Here is a 15,094-nt window from a genome sequence, read left to right on the forward strand (position 1 = left end):
TGCGTGATCTTTGCTGGCGACGCCTCCCGATTCGGTCAAGCCGCCATCTCCAACCCCTGTGCCGCCGCGAGCCGCGCGCACGCCGTAGCAAAATGCGTCGGATTCTTCTCGATCCCGATGAACTGGCGCCCGGACTTCACCGCCGCGACACCAGTGGAACCCGTTCCGCAGAAGGGGTCGCAGACGGTCCCCGGCGCGACGTTCCTGATGATCTTGTCCATCACCTCATCGGGCTTCACGGTGGCGTGCCCGAACTTCGCCTCCCCACGCGGGGACATAGCAACGATCATGCGATCGAGGTCATCCAGCGTCCCGCGCGGATGGTGCCCGCGATTCCATGCATGGACATAGAACTCCATCACGGGACGATAATGTTTGTTCGCCACCGGCTGCGGGTTCTTCTTGCGCCAGATGGAGAGCGCCTGGCGCTCGAAGCTGCCGTCGAGATAGGGCAGCAGCTTGGGCAACTGGTCGTTATGGCAGAAGACTACGACTGACCCGCATAGCAGCGGATTGATAATGCTGTGGTCGAAGCCGTCCGCCAGCCCTTCCTCAAGGATCTGATCCATACCTTGCCGCGCGGCGCGATACATGCCGCCGCCCTCGGCCCGGAACTCATAGGGAGGGTCCGTGACGATCGCATCGATCCAACCGAGCTGGGGCAGGATCTGGTAGCTGTCGCCGCAGTAGAGGGTGGCGTTGCCGATGGTGATGGGGGTCATGCGCGTGATCCCCACATCACGCTCTCATCGGCTCCGAATAGGTTCAGCCGAAGGCGCAGCAGCCGCGCGCTCCTGCGGCGCCCCGAAGCATCGGCAGGATATTTGCGGTCCATGTGCGCGTTCATCTCATGATCGGTTTCCAGATCGTTGAGCCAGTCACGCTCCCACCGCCCGAGCGGCACGCGATGACGCCCCAACACGACCACCTCGCGGAACATCCTACCCCGGAACCCGCCACACTTGCGGCACCATCCCGCGCCGTTGGTATAGGTGGAATGGCCGGGACGCTGCCGACCCCACAGATGATCGCACGCCAGATCGCGCTGGTACTTCTCGAATGCCTTCTGCTCGGCCTCCGCGATCGTCTCTCCTTCGCCTCGGATGAATGTGCCGGGGATGAAGGCTTCGAAAAACGGCGTGGCCGGAATGATGCCGTTGCCCCATTGGACGGTGCAGTCGTCGGGCCATGCGCACGCCGGCGTATATTGGACGTCCTTCATTCCGAAAGCGCTGGAAATCCGATGCCTGTCTGTGCCGGGAATGTGATGCGCTGCTATCTTCATGCCGCCGCCCCCGTCAGCTTCGCCAGGTCGGCTTGCCGCTGGTTCAGTCGATCGATCTTCTGCGCCAGCTCGCGCTGTGCCTCATGCACCGCTTCCGTCATCCACTTGATCCCAGCCTTGGCGTTGTCGATGGCCCAGACCCGAACCAATCCGGCGTCAGGCGAAAACGTGTTCTCGTACTGAATGCAGCCGTCATGCGTCACGTTGGGATAGCCCAACTCCTCGCATTGCTTCTCGATGATCTCGCCACCTTCATAGGTGAATACAGGGATAGACCGCTCGAACGTGTCAGGCTGTGCCACCAGCTCCGCCAGCTTGAAGGGGTCGGCGTCCATCTCTTCGAGATACCGCGCAAGTTCGCCCCTGTGAGGCTCGCCCCACCTTCGAATGATCTCGCCCCGGTCTATGCTGATGACGATGATGTCATGGACATAGGGCGACCCGATGCAGATGCCGGCGCTCGTGACCTGCACGATATGCTCGATGCGATAGTGATCGCGGACAGCTTTCCAGCCCATTATGCAATCCCCTCCATCCATTTCCGCACCCGCCAGGCGTCATGCGCCGCAGCTGTGGACCAATCGACAGCGACCGCCGTGCGCCGCGCCACGTCTGCCAGCGCGGCGGTAAGTGCCGCCTCCCGCGTCGGATGGATGCCGCCGCCGAATTTCTCGGACAGGCCGTGCCCGCCGCCTCGATCGGCAAGACACACGTCCGTCGCCTGAAGCCAGCCCGCCTCAATGTGCAGCAGCCGAATCGCGCACAGCGGCGAGCCGCGCCAGCCCTTGGTCGGGTTCGGGCAGATAAAGCTCTCGGCCTCGTCGTCGGGATAGGCGCCGTGCGGGTTGGCGGTGACCGCTACCGGGGGAGATGGCGGCGGGGCGAATAGGTCCAGCTGGATCATACGCCCACCATGTCGCGGAACAGGATCGGCTCGACGGAACCATCCTGATTGACCCGATCGAGCCAAGCGGCGGCGCTAGGCTCGTCCCCGTTCCATTTGTCGGGGAAAGTGCGAGCCGCGATCAACTCGCGGATGCGGGCTTCCTCCTCGGCGTTGATCAGGTCGACGCGGGCGCGGGCCTGAATGTCGAGGATCTTCGCCAACGCCTCCACGCGTGCCTCCAGCGTGAGAGGCCCCATCCGCTGGGGGTTCTTCGCCAGGCTGCCATCTTTCAGCGTCTCAGCCCCGGCCTTGCGCAGCCGCTGCGCCGGCTCGCGCATCCAACGGTAGAGCGGCTTGAGCTCCTTCAGTGCTGCGAGGTGCGCCCATTCTGTCGTGCCGACCAGATAGTCGAGTGCCGTATCCCGGACAGCCAACGGACAGCCGATGCAGCCGGTCCGGGCGTTGATTTCCTCTGCGTCATCGCCGCCATATGCGTCGGCCAGAATGCGCACCGGCCAGCCGCCAAATTCCGGCTGCGGCGCATAGACCTTGAGCCAATCCCAGACGATGCAGACGCGCCAATGCAGGATCGGCGCAAGCGTCGCTATCCGGCCGCGCACGCCTTTGCTCTCCGGCAGCGCCTGCTGATACCATCCCTGGCCGCACTCGGCGCCATCCTTGGAGCATGACATCTCAATCCGGCCATCTCGCACCGCGCTCTCGCCCTGGCGGACGCCGGTGATCATCAACGCCGTGCCGGGCAGCGCCGCGATAGCCGCGCCCAGCGCTTCCGCCATAGGCTCGACCTTGATCTGCCGCGTGCACCAACGGAGCGTGTTGTTGTTCGGCGGCGGCACGCCCCGGCCCAGAATATAGACCATGAAGCGCTTATCGAGCGGCGCCCGAACGACAACCACCTCGATCCAGTCGCGCAAGCGCAGCAGCGCCATCACCTGCTCGGCCGCGATCTGGATTGGCGGAAGCTCCTGCCGCGTGTCGGCATAGAATACGAACAACTTGGCGGGCCGGGGAAGCTCGCCGGCCTCGATTAGATGGACGAGCAACGTCAGAGTCGCGGTGCTGTCCTTCCCTCCCGACCAGGCGATCGCGACATGCTCATGCTTGTCCCAATAAGCGCGCAGCGATTGCAGGGTTAGCTCGATCGCCTCTTCCGAGACCATGCGGGCACCGGCGGCGAAGAGGTTGTCGACCGCCGTCATGCTGGGCCACCTTGGGACCGCACCGGGTCCGCAAACTGCTCGATGTTCGCATAGTGTTCCTGCCGAACGAGCGAGGAAGACTGAGGATTTACTGCGAAATTATGGGGATGCGTTGCCCTCCGAAGGCAGGGGGCTATCAGACGGATTCCGCCTGCGGTATTGGTATCATTAGCCATGCGAACCTCCATTCGCTTTGGTCAGGGCCGGGTGCGTTGCGTAGGCGCATTCCGGCCCGAATTGGTTTTGCTTTCCCCCGCTAACTGATTGAGAAATATCGAGCCGGTTTTGCGTGCAAATCGTCACAGAACCCAATGATCACGGGGAATTCATCATAACCGCTGGTTAAACTCTTCCTGCGTCCGGCTCCGGATCGGACGAGCTTGCGCTCTGCGGCCGGCGGCCCCGCAACCCGGCGAACGCTCGTTCCGCCGCAAACAGGAATCAGGCGGCAGGAAGGCACGCTTAACCCGCTTTTAAGACCTGACGCGGCATGACGGCAGGCATATGCCGCGTGAGGAACCATGAGCGAATATATCCCCAGCACCCAGCTTCGCGCCGGAAGTTCGACCACCGCCGCCGATTTCAACGCGGGGGTCGACAGCACGCTCAGCATCGAGAGCCTCGTCACCCGCTTCAGCCAGGCCCTGGGCCTTCAGGCGGCGAGCCATGCCTGCTACGCTGTCGGCGATGGGGAGCGGCGCTTCCTGTTCGGTGAGACCGGCTGGTGCGGGCCGATCGCACAGCCGGAGGTCCTGCCGCAGATCTGCTTTCCGATCACCGGCTGGGACGAACGGCAATATGAGGTTGAGATCCGCCTGCTGAGCATGCTGGAAAGCCCGGAGGAACGCGCGAACCTGCACGCCATGGCGACGCTCTACCTGTGCCGGGGCATCGCCCTGCTCGACGCGCGCGACGATCTGGCCGCGTCCGCCCTGACCGAGACCGAGCTGTTCTGCCTCGACCAGCGGCAGGCCGGGTGGTGCGACCTCGACATTGCCGAGGCACTCGACCGCTCCGTCCAGGCGGTGAAGGTGCATGTCCAGCGCGCCCGGCAGAAGCAGGCCGCCTGAACCCCCTTTATCGACCGGGTTTTTTGCGGGGAACATGGATTGCACCCTGCAACTTTCCGATGACCTCCCCTGTATAATATGTTACAGGCGCTGCCGCTGCATGCGGGGGACGAACGGATTTGATTCATCTGATTTCGAAGAACAATTCCGCACTGTACCAGGACGAGATCAGAGATTTGCACCAGGCCCGCGCGGAGGTGTTCGTCAACCAGCTCGGCTGGGATCTCAGGGTCGAGGACGGATTGGAATATGACGAATATGATGATGCGCGCGCGAGCAACATCATAGGCTTTTCGACCGAGAACCGGGTCGTCATGGGGCTGCGTTTCCGCCCCACCGACGACTGTTCCATGCTGCTCGATCATTTTTCGCATGTCCTGCCCGCCGGCATCCGCCCCATCGACGACGGGCGCACCTGGGAACTGAGCCGCGGATTCTGCATTGAGCGGGGCATGCGCCGCCACAATCTGCGACGGAAGGCCGCGTGCATGATCGCGCCGCTGGAACTGGCCTATGAGGCCGGGATCGACCGTTGCGTGGGCTTCACCGATGTCCGCATGCTCAGCTTCTGCTACGGCGTCGGCTGGAAGCTGACCCTGCTCGGTTCCGCCATGGACTATGGCCAGGGGGAGGCCGTCGCCTATGAGGTGGAGGTGTCGCAGGCCGCGCTCGACGAGATGCGCCAGATGTGGGGCCTGCCCCGGCCTTCGCACATCACCATCGACCAGCTTCTTCCGGAGGAGGAGAATGTGCACGTCGCGGCGGCCCGGCTGGCGCGCGAGCATCCGGAACTGCAGAAGATCGCCGCCCAGCCGGAGATCGGTTCCGTCACACACCCGTCCGCCACGACCGGGGCGGACGTCTATTATGGCAGATTCGGGGCGACCCGTTCGGCTTCAGGGGGACATTGATGAATTCCGACCTTATTCGACAGGCATCGGCAGAGGAAATCGAAAGCTGGATCATTGCCCGCATCGCTGAAATCGTGAATGTGGCGCCCGCCGCCGTCTCTCCCGATGCGCCGTTCGACAGTTTCGGGATCGATTCCGCCAAGGCGATCTCGCTGATGGTGGAGCTGGAGAACTGGCTGAACCTGCCCGACGAACTGCCGCTGGAACTGTTGTTCGAGGCGGAGGCGATCCGCGACGCGGCGACGGGCATCGCCGCGGCGGTCAGCGACATGGCGGCGCAGCAGGGCGGCGTCCGGCCATGATCCAGGACGAACAGATCGAATTTGGCGGATCGGCCGCCGCCATCCGCCACCATTATGATGTCGGCAACGACTTCTATTCGGCGTGGCTCGACCCCAGCATGACCTATTCCAGCGCGATGTGGGACGGCCTGCCCAAGGACGCCCCGCTGGAGGAGGCGCAGCAGCGCAAGCTCGACTATCATGCGGAATCGGTCGGCGCCGGCGAGGGCATGCGCATATTGGACGTCGGTTGCGGCTGGGGCGGCATGATGCGCAACCTGCGGCGCAGGCATGGCGCCGCCGAATGCGTCGGCCTGACGCTGAGCGAGGAACAGCTCGCCTATATCGAGCAATCGGGCGATCCCGGCATCGGCGCGGTCCTTTCCAACTGGCACGACTATCGTCCCGACAGGCCGTTCGATGCGATCATCTCCGTCGGCGCGTTCGAGCATTTCGCCCATCCGCAGCAGAGCGTGGACGAGCGCCGCGGCGTGTACCGCGAATTCTTCCAGGCCTGCCGCGACTGGATGGAAGGGAAGGGCCGTCTGTCGCTCCAGACCATCGCCTATGGCAGGATGTCGCCGGAGGACGCCAATCCCTTCATTGCGAACGAGATCTTCCCGGCGGCGGAACTGCCGACGCTGGAGGACATCGTGGTCGCCTGCAAGGGTCTGTTCCGCGTCGAGCGGCTGCGCGACGACGGGCTGGACTATGCGCGCACCTGCGAGATGTGGAGTAACCGGCTGCGCGGCGCGGTCCGCAGCGGGGTGGTGGATCCGGCCATCCATCCGGTCGAGAAATATTCCCGTTATCTGCGCATGTCGGCCGCCGGTTTCCGCATGCGGAAGATCGGCCTGCTCCGGATAGCCTTCGCGACGGAATGACCAGAATATCCCGGCCAGCGGGCGGAATCGCCTGGCGACCGGGACCATGCGGCATCAAAGGACTGGGCGTTTTCGCTCCATGTGAAAAGGCTCCAAAGCATCGGGTTCGCAAAAAAGATGCAGATAGACTTCAGCCGGTCGATCGTCGACATCGTACTGGACCATGGGAACAGCGTCCCGGACCGGCCGGCGCTGATATTCGACCAGGGCGACGGTCCGCAGAGCAGCCTGACCTATGCGCAGGTGGCGGCGCAGGTCGGGCAGCTTGCCGGCGCCATGGCGGCACGGGGGTTGGCGGCGGGGGGGTTGGCGGCGGGGGGGCTGGCCGGTCCCCGGATCGCCCTCCTCTTCTCGGCGGGGACCGACTTCGCGCTCGCGCTGCTTGCCTGCCTCGCGGTCGGCGGCGTCGCCATTCCGCTCGCCCCGGTCGGCCGGCGCAAAGCGCGGCTTCGGAATATCCTGAACATGCTGGACGACATCCGGCCCGACTGCATCCTGCTGGACGACGGCATGGCCGGCCTGTTCGGGGAGGAACTGTCCGCCGCCCTGTCCGCCGGCCCGGTGCGCTATCTGGAATTTGCCGCGCTCGCGGCGGAATCGCACGCCTTCTCGCCGCTGGCGCTCGCGCCGGACCGGCTCGCCGTGCTCCAGTTCACCTCCGGCACAACGTCGAACCCGAAGGGGGTGATGATCAGCCATGGCAACATCATCGCCAATGAGACGATGATCCGCGCCGCCTTCGGCCACGACCGGGATTCCCATTTCGTCGGCTGGGTGCCGCATTATCACGATCAGGGGCTGTTCGGGAACATCCTGCAACCGCTGTTCCTGGGCTCGACCTGCGTGATCACCTCGCCCGCCGCGTTCATCAACAGGCCAATGTCCTGGCTGCAACTCATTTCCCGTTATCGCGCGCATACCAGCGGCGGGCCCAATTTCGGCTACGACCTCTGCGTCGACCATGCCACGCGGCGGGGCATGCCGGACGGTCTCGACCTGTCGGGCTGGCGCGTCGCGTTCAACGGGGCGGAGCGGGTGCGGCCCGCCACGCTCGACCGCTTTGCCGAATGCTTTGCCGATGCCGGTTTCGACAGGCGCGCCTTCCTGCCCTGCTATGGACTGGCTGAATCCACCCTCGTGACCATCGCGGTTCCGCCCCGGAGCGACCCCATCGTCAAGAGCTACGACAGCCGCGCTCTCGCGGCAGGTCGGGCGGTGGAGAGCGCCGGCGGGGACGCCGTGCTGGACCTCGCCTGCTGCGGCCCCGCCATGGCCGGGGCGGAGGCGCGGATCGTCGATCCCGAAACCGGCGAGGCGCTGCCCGATGGCGCGGTGGGCGAAATCTGGCTGCGCGGCCCGCACATCACCGCCGGCTATATCGACAATCCCGCCGCGACGGAGGCGAGCTTCGGCCGGCTGGACGAAGGCGGGCCGTTCCTGCGCACCGGCGATCTCGGCTTTTCCACGGCCGATGGATTTTTCATCGTCAGCCGCCTCAAGGACCTGATCATCGTCCGGGGCCGCAACCATGCGCCTAGCGATGTCGAGCAGATCTGGTCGGAACTTTCCGGCACGGTGGGACAGGCAAGCGCCGCCGCCGTGGAGATCGAGATGGGCGATGCGCAGCATATCGTCCTGATCGCGGAGATGAAGCGCGACGACGCCCGGTCCCTGTCGGACGAGAAACTCCAGGACCTTGCCGCCCGGCTGCGCGCCACGGCCATGGAGCGGCTGGAACTGGCCATCACCGATCTGGTGATGGTGCCCGCCAGCGCGATCCCCCGCACGACCAGCGGCAAGGTGCAGCGCAAGCAGGCCGGCAGGATGCTGATGGACGGGGAATTGACGGTGCTGGGCATGGCGGGACCGCTGGCGCAGGCGTTCGCGCCGTCCGGGCAAAGGGCATCCGCCTGAGTTCGTCCTGACAGGGTGGAACGCGGTTCGACCCGACAGGCGAAACCCTGAGGGCCGGGATCGGCCGGCGTCCGCCCGACCGTCTCCCACATCGGCATCCGCGCGAAGGCGCGACCTGCGCCCGATTGAACGCGGCGCTCTGGCTGACGGTCGGCACAGCCGAAGGTCGTCGCGGCGATGGCTGCGCCGTTCGCCCGCGCCAGGTCCGACTCGTTCCTTGATGCCCTGGCCCCGGAAGCGTAAATTGCATGCCGGTCGGGGGCGTGGCCGCCGAAGCGGAGAGGATGGACCGATGATTCGCCTGTCATTGCCGATGCGCTCTGCCATCCCCCTGCTGCTGGCGGCGAGCGCCGGTCCCGCCCTTGCCCAATCGACGATCCTTCCCGAAGGCATGGCCATCCAACTGGAAACCCGGCAGGAGATTTCCTCCAAATCCGCCCGCGTCGGCGACAGGATCGAACTGGCCGTGGCCAAGCCGGTGACGATCGGCGGCGTGACGCTCATCCCCGCCGGCAGCCCGGCGGTGGGGGAAGTGAGCCGCGTCAGGGACAATGGCCTGCTCGGCCGATCGGGCAAGCTCGACATCAAGGTCAGCACGGTCAGGGCGGGCGGGATGGACGTGCCGGTGCGCGGCCAGCGCAATTCCCAGGGCAAGTCCGGCACCCTGGGCGCGGTGGGCGCGGGCATCGTCTTCCTGCCGCTGGCGGTGATCGTCCGCGGAAAGGACGTCAAGCTGCCCGCCGGCACGCTGTTCGAGGTCTATGTCGACAAGGAGGTTTCCCTGGGATCGGGCGTGGCTCCGGGCGGCCCGGCCGCCGCCACTCCGGCCGAAAGCCGCGACATGCCCGGCAGCATAAGGACCGTCGATCCCAATCAGGCGCTGGGTTCCTGAAGCCCGTCTCGGCAGCGGTCAGCCCTCGCCCTCCGGCCCCAGCCGCAGCGCGCTCGCCTGCTCGAAAATGGCGGCGATCACCGGATCATTGTCCGAAATACGCTTGGCCACATGGAACTCAATGGGCGACAGGGCCGGCATGCCCTCCAGTTTCACGAGGGCTCCGCTCATCAGGTCGGCGCGGGCCATGGGTTCCGGGAAGATGCCGATCCCGCCACCCGCCTTGGCGATGTCGATCATCATCCGCGCATTGTTGCACAGGTTGAGCGATTTACGGGCGATCTGCGAAGCGGCGATCGCGTCGCGCATCCGCCCATAGATCGGGGAATGGCTGGCCAGCGACCAGATCGGAATGGTGCGGTCCCCCGCATCGCCGTGGAATGACGCGGCAATGGCGGGACTGGCGAGCCAGACCAGGCTCACCCCGCCGATGGGATGCGACTGGAGCGCCGGATGCGCGATGGGCCCGGCCGCGAAGGAAATATCGGCGCGCCCGACCAGCAATTGCTGGATCAGGTTGGCGGTCAGGTCGATTTCCAGTTCCAGGCTGACATGCGGCATCGCCCCCTTCAATTGCGACACGAAGTCCGGAAGGCAGCTTGCCGCGGCGATTTCGCCTGCGCCGATGCGGACCACGCCGCTCGCTTCCGCCAATCCGCCGCAGCGCAGCAGCATGCTCTGCAGATCGCTCCAGAGAGGCCCGCAATCGCGCACCAGTTGCCGCCCGGCGGGGGTGAAGGACATGGTCCGGCCTTCGCGGCGGAACAGGCGGGCGCCCAGATGGCTCTCCAGTTCCCTTACCCGCGCCGAAATTGCCGGCTGGGTGGTGTTCAACCGCTCCGCCGCCGCAGCGAATGTGCCGAGCCGGTCGATCCAGAGCAGGGTTTCCAGATGGAAGAGGCCAATGCGATTAATAGACATGGCTTTTGGCTAAAGCAAAAAACAAATCATTAGAAATGATAGTTGGCCTCCGCCAGAATGGCGATCCGAAGGAGAGGCATGCTTATGGTCAAAAAGCTTTATTCGGATGCGGCGAGTGCGTTGGAGGGTTTGCTGTTCGACGGCATGCATCTGTGCGCTGGCGGGTTCGGTCTGTGCGGGATACCCGAGCGGCTGATCGATGCGATCCGGGATTCGGGCGTCAGGGATCTGACCATCGCCTCCAACAATGCGGGGGTAGATGGCGAGGGGCTGGGCAAGCTGCTGCGCACGCGTCAGGTCAGGAAGATGATCTCCAGCTATGTGGGCGAGAACAAGGAGTTCGAGCGGCAATATCTGGCCGGGGAGCTGGAGGTGGAGTTCTGCCCGCAGGGCACGCTGGCTGAACGCTGCCGGGCGGGCGGCGCGGGCATTCCGGGCTTCTACACCAGGACGGGCGTCGGCACGGCGGTGGCCGAGGGCAAGGAAGTGAAGAGCTTCGACGGGCAGGATTATATATTGGAGCGCGGCATCTTCGCCGATGTGGCGGTCATCAAGGGCTGGAAGGCCGATGAGAGCGGCAACCTCATCTTCCGCAAGACGGCGCGCAACTTCAACCAGCCCATGGCGACGGCGGCGAAGATCTGCGTCGCGGAAGTGGAGGAGGTGGTGCCCACCGGCAGCCTCGACCCCGATGCGATCCATCTGCCCGGCATCTACGTCAAGCGCATGATCGTCGGAGCGCCTTACGACAAGAAAATCGAATTCCGCACCGTCCGCCAGAGGGAGGCCGCATAATGGCATGGACTCGTGACGAAATGGCCGCGCGGGCGGCGAAGGAATTGCAGGACGGTTTCTACGTGAACCTGGGCATCGGCATCCCGACGCTGGTGGCGAACCATATTCCCGACGGCGTGGAAGTGACGCTGCAGTCGGAGAACGGCATGCTGGGCATCGGCCCCTTCCCCTATGAGGGGGAGGAGGATGCCGACCTGATCAATGCGGGCAAGCAGACGATCAGCGAATTGCCGCAGAGCTGCTATTTTTCCAGCGCCGACAGTTTCGCGATGATCCGGGGCGGGCATATCGACCTGACCGTGCTGGGCGCGATGGAGGTTTCGGAACATGGCGACATCGCCAACTGGATGATCCCGGGCAAGATGATCAAGGGCATGGGCGGCGCGATGGATCTGGTCGCGGGCGTCAAGAAGATCATCGTCGTCATGGAACACACGTCCAAGGACGGCAGTCCCAAGTTCATCCCGGCCTGCACCCTGCCGCTGACGGGCAGGAATGTGGTCGACATGATCGTCACCGACCTCTGCGTGTTCCAGCGGCCCGACCATGACAGCCCGTTCCGCCTCATCGAATGCGCGCCGGGCGTGACGGCGGAGGAAGTCGCCGCCAAGACCAGTGCGCATTACACGGTGGACGTCGCTCAACCGGCCTGAGGAAAGAGGGCGAGGCCCCTCCCGTCAATGGGCCTCGCCGCCTCAGGCATGAAAGCGAATGCGCCCTGGGTCGCGTCGTCCGATCCACGGCAAAGTCATCCTGTTCAGGGATAGCCTGAATAGAGTGAAGCGAAGCGCCACAGGACATATCCGGGCCAGGCCGGCGCCAAGCTTTTCTCCGCAGAGGGGCCGTGACCCCGAAACAGGATGCGGATCAGGCTGCCTGCGCCCGCGCCGCGGCTATGCAGGCCTGCAAGTGATTATGCCGGAAGGGCTTGGACAGGCGCGTGATGTCGGGCGCGATCAGGTCAACCCCCTCATAGCCCGATATGATCAGCAACGCGATGTGCGGATGATCGGCCCGCAGGCGCAGCGCCAGTTCCACCCCCGTCATGCCCGGCATGATATGGTCGGTGATCAGGATGTCCGGCCGGTCGCCGGATTCGATCATGCTGAGCGCGCGTTCGGCCCGGTCGGTGTCGACCACCTCATAGCCCATGTCGATCAGCATCTCCCGCGTGCTATTCCGGACGAGATCGTTGTCGTCCACCAGCAGCACCTTGCCCGAACGCTCTTTCGGTCCCTCCTCGACTGCTGGGGAAGCCGCCTTCACGGCAGGCGCCCGCTCGACGGGCAGCCATAGCCGGACGCTGGTGCCCTGCCCCACGGCGCTGTCGATCTCCACCGTGCCGCCAAGCTGGGCGGCAAGGCCATGGACCATGGAAAGGCCAAGCCCCGTGCCATGGCCGGACGGCTTGGTCGTGAAGAAGGGCTCCATGGCCGCCGCCTTGACCGCCGGGGTCATGCCGGTGCCGGTGTCGCTGACGGTCAGGCAGACATAGGGACCGGGCGTCAGCGCGGCGGGCAGGCGGCTTTGGCGCGCCTGCGCCTTTATGCTGAGCGCGCCGCCGTCGGGCATGGCGTCGCGGCCGTTGACGGCCAGGTTGAGCAGCGCGACCTCAAGCTGATGGGCGTCCGCGCGCACCGGCGGCACCATCGGCTGGAGATCGACGGACAGCGCGATCCGCGGTCCCAGCGTGCTGGTCAGCAAGGCCTGCATCCCGCCAAGCAGGTCCGACAGGTCGACCGCCTTTGCGGTCAGGGGCTGGCGGCGGGCAAAGGTCAAGAGCCGCTGCACCAGCGTCTGCGCGCTCTCCGCCGCCTGCATCGCGATGGTCGCATGCCGCTCGATCGATTCGGGCGTCCGCTTGCCCGACAGGATCAGGTCCAGCCCGCCGACGATCGGCATCAGCAGATTGTTGAAGTCATGGGCGACATGGCCCGTCAACTGGCCGAGCATGTCCAGCTTCTGGACCTGGCGCAGGCTGTCCTGCGACCGCTCCAGTTCCGTGGTGCGTTCCCGGACGCGGCGTTCGAGCTGGTCGTTCAGCGCTTCCAGCGACGCAAACAGCCGCCCGTTCTCCAGCGCGGTGGACGCGGCGCGGGCCAGCGCCTCCAGCAGAGCGATCTCATTGTCGGTGGGCTGCGCGAATTCGGACCAGTAGGCGCCCAGAGCGGCCATGGGTTCGATGCGGCCGATCGGCACCATCACCATCGACCGCACGAATGTGGTGCGATAGGCCTCCACCGGCACGCGGGGATCGTCGAAGACGTCCGGGATCACCGCCGTCCGATGATGCTCCATCGCCCATCCGGACACGCAACTCGATGCCGGGAAGCGCTGTCCCGCCCAGAGCGGTTCCATCGAATCTTCAGCGATATAATGACACTGGTCCTCGTCGCGCAGGACGACCGCGATGCCGTCCGCCCCCACCGCGCGGCGCGCGAAGGCCCGCAGGACATTTATGATCGCTTCCATCGACCGCGCGCCGGCCAGCGCCTCCATGGCTTCGGCGGCTATGGTCCATCGTGCCGCCAGCGCCTTTTGTTCGGCACCCCGTTCGCTTGCCAATTTCCTGTCCATCGACAACCTTCTGCATCGGAACCGCGCGTCTTTCTAACATCGGACGGCGTCGATCACAAAGCGATTATGATCAATGGCTTAGAGGCGGCCTGGGTTTGCGGCCCGTCAACTCATCCTTAACCCTGTTCATCCGCCGGTCCGCCGGCGCGGGCGCCGGGCGCGCAAGCCCGCGACGCCCGCTCCGCAGGAACCGTCACAATGCCTCGACGATGGTCACATTGGCGATGCCGCCGCCTTCGCACATGGCTTGCAGCCCATAGCGCTTGCCCCGCGCCCTCAATCCATGGACAAGGGTCGCCATCAGCTTCGTCCCGCTCGCGCCGAGAGGGTGGCCCAGCGCGATCGCACCGCCATGGACGTTCAGCTTGCCCGGATCAGCGCCCAGCACCTTCAGCCAGGCCATGGGAATGGAAGCGAAAGCTTCGTTCACTTCGAACAGGTCGATCTCGTCCAGGCCCAGCCCCGCCCGGCGCAGCGCCCTTTCCGTGGCCGCAATCGGTTCCTCCAGCATGATGACGGGGTCGCCCGCCGTCACCGTCAGATTATGGATGCGCGCCAGCGGCCTCAGGTCGAACCGCTTCAGCGCCTCCTCATTCGCGACCAGCACGGCGGAGGCGCCATCGGTCATCTGGCTCGCATTGCCGGCGGTGATCGTGCCGCCTTCGGTCAGCGTCTTGAGCCCGGCCAGCGCCTCCATCGATCCATTGGCGCGCACGCCCTCATCCTGCGCGAAGCGGCCGTCCGGCGTGTCGACCGGCACGATCTCGCGCTCGAAAGCGCCCGCGGCGATGGCGGCCGCGGCCTTGCGATGGCTCTCCAGCGCGTAGGCGTCCATGTCTTCGCGGCTGAAGCCATATTTGTCGGCAATCGCCTGCCCGCCATGGTACTGGCTGAACTCGTTGACGCCGTAGCGCTCGCGGATGCTGGCGGGCCATGGCCCTTCCCCAATTCCCGCCTGCGCATGCAGATTGAAGTTGGAGCCCATCGGCACGCGCGTCATGCTTTCCACGCCGGCCGCGATCACCAGATCCTGCGTGCCGGACATCACCGCCTGCGCCGCGAAATGCAGCGCCTGCTGCGACGATCCGCACTGCCGGTCGATGGTGACGGCGGGAACGCTGTCGGGCAGCTTCGACGCCAGCACGACATTGCGGCCGAAGGCGAAGGATTGTTCGCCGCCCTGCGTGACGCAGCCCAATATGACATCCTCGACCGCGGCGGGATCGATGCCGCTGCGGTCGACCAATGCGTTCAGCACCACGGCGCCCAGATCCGCCGGATGAACGCCCGACAGCGCGCCCTTGCGCTTGCCGCCGGCAGTACGCAGCGCCTCGACAATATAGGCTTCGGCCATTTTCAGCTTCCTTCGACATGAGGAGGAGCGGCGGACCAAACCGGTTCCCCGCTCCAGAAGGCGGCAGGCGCGCGCGTGGAACCAGCGCTTCGCCTGCCGGGGCC

Annotated in this window: 16 protein-coding genes; 8 read left to right on the forward strand and 8 right to left on the reverse strand. The window is 65.4% G+C overall.

Annotated elements, in window-relative coordinates:
* Positions 1-35: 35 nt before the first annotated feature.
* The 5 genes from EGM87_RS22920 to EGM87_RS22940 are packed head-to-tail and all read right to left on the reverse strand — an operon-like array spanning position 36 to position 3,391.
* The gene (locus EGM87_RS22920) at positions 36-722 is read right to left on the reverse strand and encodes a DNA-methyltransferase (protein WP_137708701.1); all 687 of its coding nucleotides are present in this window, start codon (positions 720-722) and stop codon (positions 36-38) included.
* Positions 719-1,285 (reverse strand): hypothetical protein, encoded by a 567-nt coding sequence (locus EGM87_RS22925; protein WP_137708700.1) that lies wholly within the window; start codon positions 1,283-1,285, stop codon positions 719-721. The genes EGM87_RS22920 and EGM87_RS22925 overlap by 4 nt, the downstream gene beginning before the upstream one ends.
* Positions 1,282-1,803, reverse strand: coding sequence for a hypothetical protein (locus EGM87_RS22930; RefSeq protein ID WP_137708699.1), 522 nt, complete (start codon positions 1,801-1,803; stop codon positions 1,282-1,284). Before EGM87_RS22930 ends, EGM87_RS22925 begins: the two co-directional genes overlap by 4 nt.
* A complete protein-coding gene (locus tag EGM87_RS22935) occupies positions 1,803-2,189 on the reverse strand; it encodes a hypothetical protein (RefSeq protein ID WP_137708698.1) in 387 nt (128 codons plus the stop codon). The genes EGM87_RS22930 and EGM87_RS22935 overlap by 1 nt, the downstream gene beginning before the upstream one ends.
* Positions 2,186-3,391, reverse strand: coding sequence for a phosphoadenosine phosphosulfate reductase domain-containing protein (locus tag EGM87_RS22940; protein ID WP_137708697.1), 1,206 nt, complete (start codon positions 3,389-3,391; stop codon positions 2,186-2,188). The genes EGM87_RS22935 and EGM87_RS22940 overlap by 4 nt, the downstream gene beginning before the upstream one ends.
* Before the next feature lie 521 nt (positions 3,392-3,912).
* On the opposite strand from EGM87_RS22940, the gene EGM87_RS22945 reads away from it, so the two are divergent.
* The 6 genes from EGM87_RS22945 (at position 3,913) to EGM87_RS22970 (ending at position 9,343) form a co-directional block, all read left to right on the forward strand.
* Positions 3,913-4,461: a hypothetical protein gene (locus EGM87_RS22945; protein WP_025551310.1), complete on the forward strand. Its 549-nt coding sequence runs from the start codon at positions 3,913-3,915 to the stop codon at positions 4,459-4,461.
* Positions 4,462-4,580: 119 nt separating this feature from the next.
* A complete protein-coding gene (locus EGM87_RS22950; protein WP_025551308.1) occupies positions 4,581-5,372 on the forward strand; it encodes an acyl-homoserine-lactone synthase in 792 nt (263 codons plus the stop codon).
* A complete protein-coding gene (locus EGM87_RS22955; RefSeq protein ID WP_025551306.1) occupies positions 5,372-5,674 on the forward strand; it encodes an acyl carrier protein in 303 nt (100 codons plus the stop codon). The genes EGM87_RS22950 and EGM87_RS22955 overlap by 1 nt, the downstream gene beginning before the upstream one ends.
* Complete coding sequence (locus EGM87_RS22960) at positions 5,671-6,537, forward strand: SAM-dependent methyltransferase (RefSeq protein ID WP_025551304.1); 867 nt, start codon at positions 5,671-5,673, stop codon at positions 6,535-6,537. The genes EGM87_RS22955 and EGM87_RS22960 overlap by 4 nt, the downstream gene beginning before the upstream one ends.
* 117 nt (positions 6,538-6,654) lie before the next feature.
* Positions 6,655-8,451, forward strand: coding sequence for a fatty acyl-AMP ligase (locus EGM87_RS22965; RefSeq protein WP_103001548.1), 1,797 nt, complete (start codon positions 6,655-6,657; stop codon positions 8,449-8,451).
* 292 nt (positions 8,452-8,743) lie between these two features.
* Positions 8,744-9,343: a hypothetical protein gene (locus EGM87_RS22970; RefSeq protein WP_025549430.1), complete on the forward strand. Its 600-nt coding sequence runs from the start codon at positions 8,744-8,746 to the stop codon at positions 9,341-9,343.
* An 18-nt stretch (positions 9,344-9,361) separates the two neighbouring features.
* On the opposite strand, the gene EGM87_RS22975 is transcribed toward EGM87_RS22970, so the two are convergent.
* The gene (locus EGM87_RS22975; protein WP_103001543.1) at positions 9,362-10,264 is read right to left on the reverse strand and encodes a LysR family transcriptional regulator; all 903 of its coding nucleotides are present in this window, start codon (positions 10,262-10,264) and stop codon (positions 9,362-9,364) included.
* An 84-nt stretch (positions 10,265-10,348) separates the two neighbouring features.
* On the opposite strand from EGM87_RS22975, the gene EGM87_RS22980 reads away from it, so the two are divergent.
* Both EGM87_RS22980 and EGM87_RS22985 read left to right on the forward strand, forming a co-directional pair.
* Positions 10,349-11,059: a CoA transferase subunit A gene (locus tag EGM87_RS22980; RefSeq protein WP_025549432.1), complete on the forward strand. Its 711-nt coding sequence runs from the start codon at positions 10,349-10,351 to the stop codon at positions 11,057-11,059.
* Positions 11,059-11,712: a CoA transferase subunit B gene (locus EGM87_RS22985; protein WP_044661041.1), complete on the forward strand. Its 654-nt coding sequence runs from the start codon at positions 11,059-11,061 to the stop codon at positions 11,710-11,712. The genes EGM87_RS22980 and EGM87_RS22985 overlap by 1 nt, the downstream gene beginning before the upstream one ends.
* A 214-nt stretch (positions 11,713-11,926) precedes the next feature.
* Here EGM87_RS22985 and EGM87_RS22990 read toward each other — a convergent pair whose 3' ends face one another.
* Positions 11,927-13,636: an ATP-binding protein gene (locus EGM87_RS22990; protein WP_025549434.1), complete on the reverse strand. Its 1,710-nt coding sequence runs from the start codon at positions 13,634-13,636 to the stop codon at positions 11,927-11,929.
* Between the two features lie 193 nt (positions 13,637-13,829).
* Positions 13,830-14,990 (reverse strand): acetyl-CoA C-acetyltransferase, encoded by a 1,161-nt coding sequence (locus tag EGM87_RS22995; protein WP_044661040.1) that lies wholly within the window; start codon positions 14,988-14,990, stop codon positions 13,830-13,832.
* Positions 14,991-15,094 lie beyond the last annotated feature (104 nt).

It is taken from the genome of Sphingobium sp. RSMS, from assembly GCF_005406185.4.
GTDB classification, from domain to species: Bacteria; Pseudomonadota; Alphaproteobacteria; order Sphingomonadales; family Sphingomonadaceae; genus Sphingobium; species Sphingobium fuliginis.

Excerpts from the sequence above, each read along its gene's own strand:
- EGM87_RS22920 (WP_137708701.1), bottom strand. The coding sequence starts at position 722 with ATGACCCCCATCACCATCGGCAACGCCACCCTCTACTGCGGCGACAGC.
- EGM87_RS22925 (WP_137708700.1), bottom strand. The coding sequence starts at position 1,285 with ATGAAGATAGCAGCGCATCACATTCCCGGCACAGACAGGCATCGGATT.
- EGM87_RS22930 (WP_137708699.1), bottom strand. The coding sequence starts at position 1,803 with ATGGGCTGGAAAGCTGTCCGCGATCACTATCGCATCGAGCATATCGTG.
- EGM87_RS22935 (WP_137708698.1), bottom strand. The coding sequence starts at position 2,189 with ATGATCCAGCTGGACCTATTCGCCCCGCCGCCATCTCCCCCGGTAGCG.
- EGM87_RS22940 (WP_137708697.1), bottom strand. The coding sequence starts at position 3,391 with ATGACGGCGGTCGACAACCTCTTCGCCGCCGGTGCCCGCATGGTCTCG.
- EGM87_RS22945 (WP_025551310.1), top strand. The coding sequence starts at position 3,913 with ATGAGCGAATATATCCCCAGCACCCAGCTTCGCGCCGGAAGTTCGACC.
- EGM87_RS22955 (WP_025551306.1), top strand. The coding sequence starts at position 5,372 with ATGAATTCCGACCTTATTCGACAGGCATCGGCAGAGGAAATCGAAAGC.
- EGM87_RS22960 (WP_025551304.1), top strand. The coding sequence starts at position 5,671 with ATGATCCAGGACGAACAGATCGAATTTGGCGGATCGGCCGCCGCCATC.
- EGM87_RS22965 (WP_103001548.1), top strand. The coding sequence starts at position 6,655 with ATGCAGATAGACTTCAGCCGGTCGATCGTCGACATCGTACTGGACCAT.
- EGM87_RS22970 (WP_025549430.1), top strand. The coding sequence starts at position 8,744 with ATGATTCGCCTGTCATTGCCGATGCGCTCTGCCATCCCCCTGCTGCTG.
- EGM87_RS22975 (WP_103001543.1), bottom strand. The coding sequence starts at position 10,264 with ATGTCTATTAATCGCATTGGCCTCTTCCATCTGGAAACCCTGCTCTGG.
- EGM87_RS22980 (WP_025549432.1), top strand. The coding sequence starts at position 10,349 with ATGGTCAAAAAGCTTTATTCGGATGCGGCGAGTGCGTTGGAGGGTTTG.
- EGM87_RS22985 (WP_044661041.1), top strand. The coding sequence starts at position 11,059 with ATGGCATGGACTCGTGACGAAATGGCCGCGCGGGCGGCGAAGGAATTG.
- EGM87_RS22990 (WP_025549434.1), bottom strand. The coding sequence starts at position 13,636 with ATGGACAGGAAATTGGCAAGCGAACGGGGTGCCGAACAAAAGGCGCTG.
- EGM87_RS22995 (WP_044661040.1), bottom strand. The coding sequence starts at position 14,990 with ATGGCCGAAGCCTATATTGTCGAGGCGCTGCGTACTGCCGGCGGCAAG.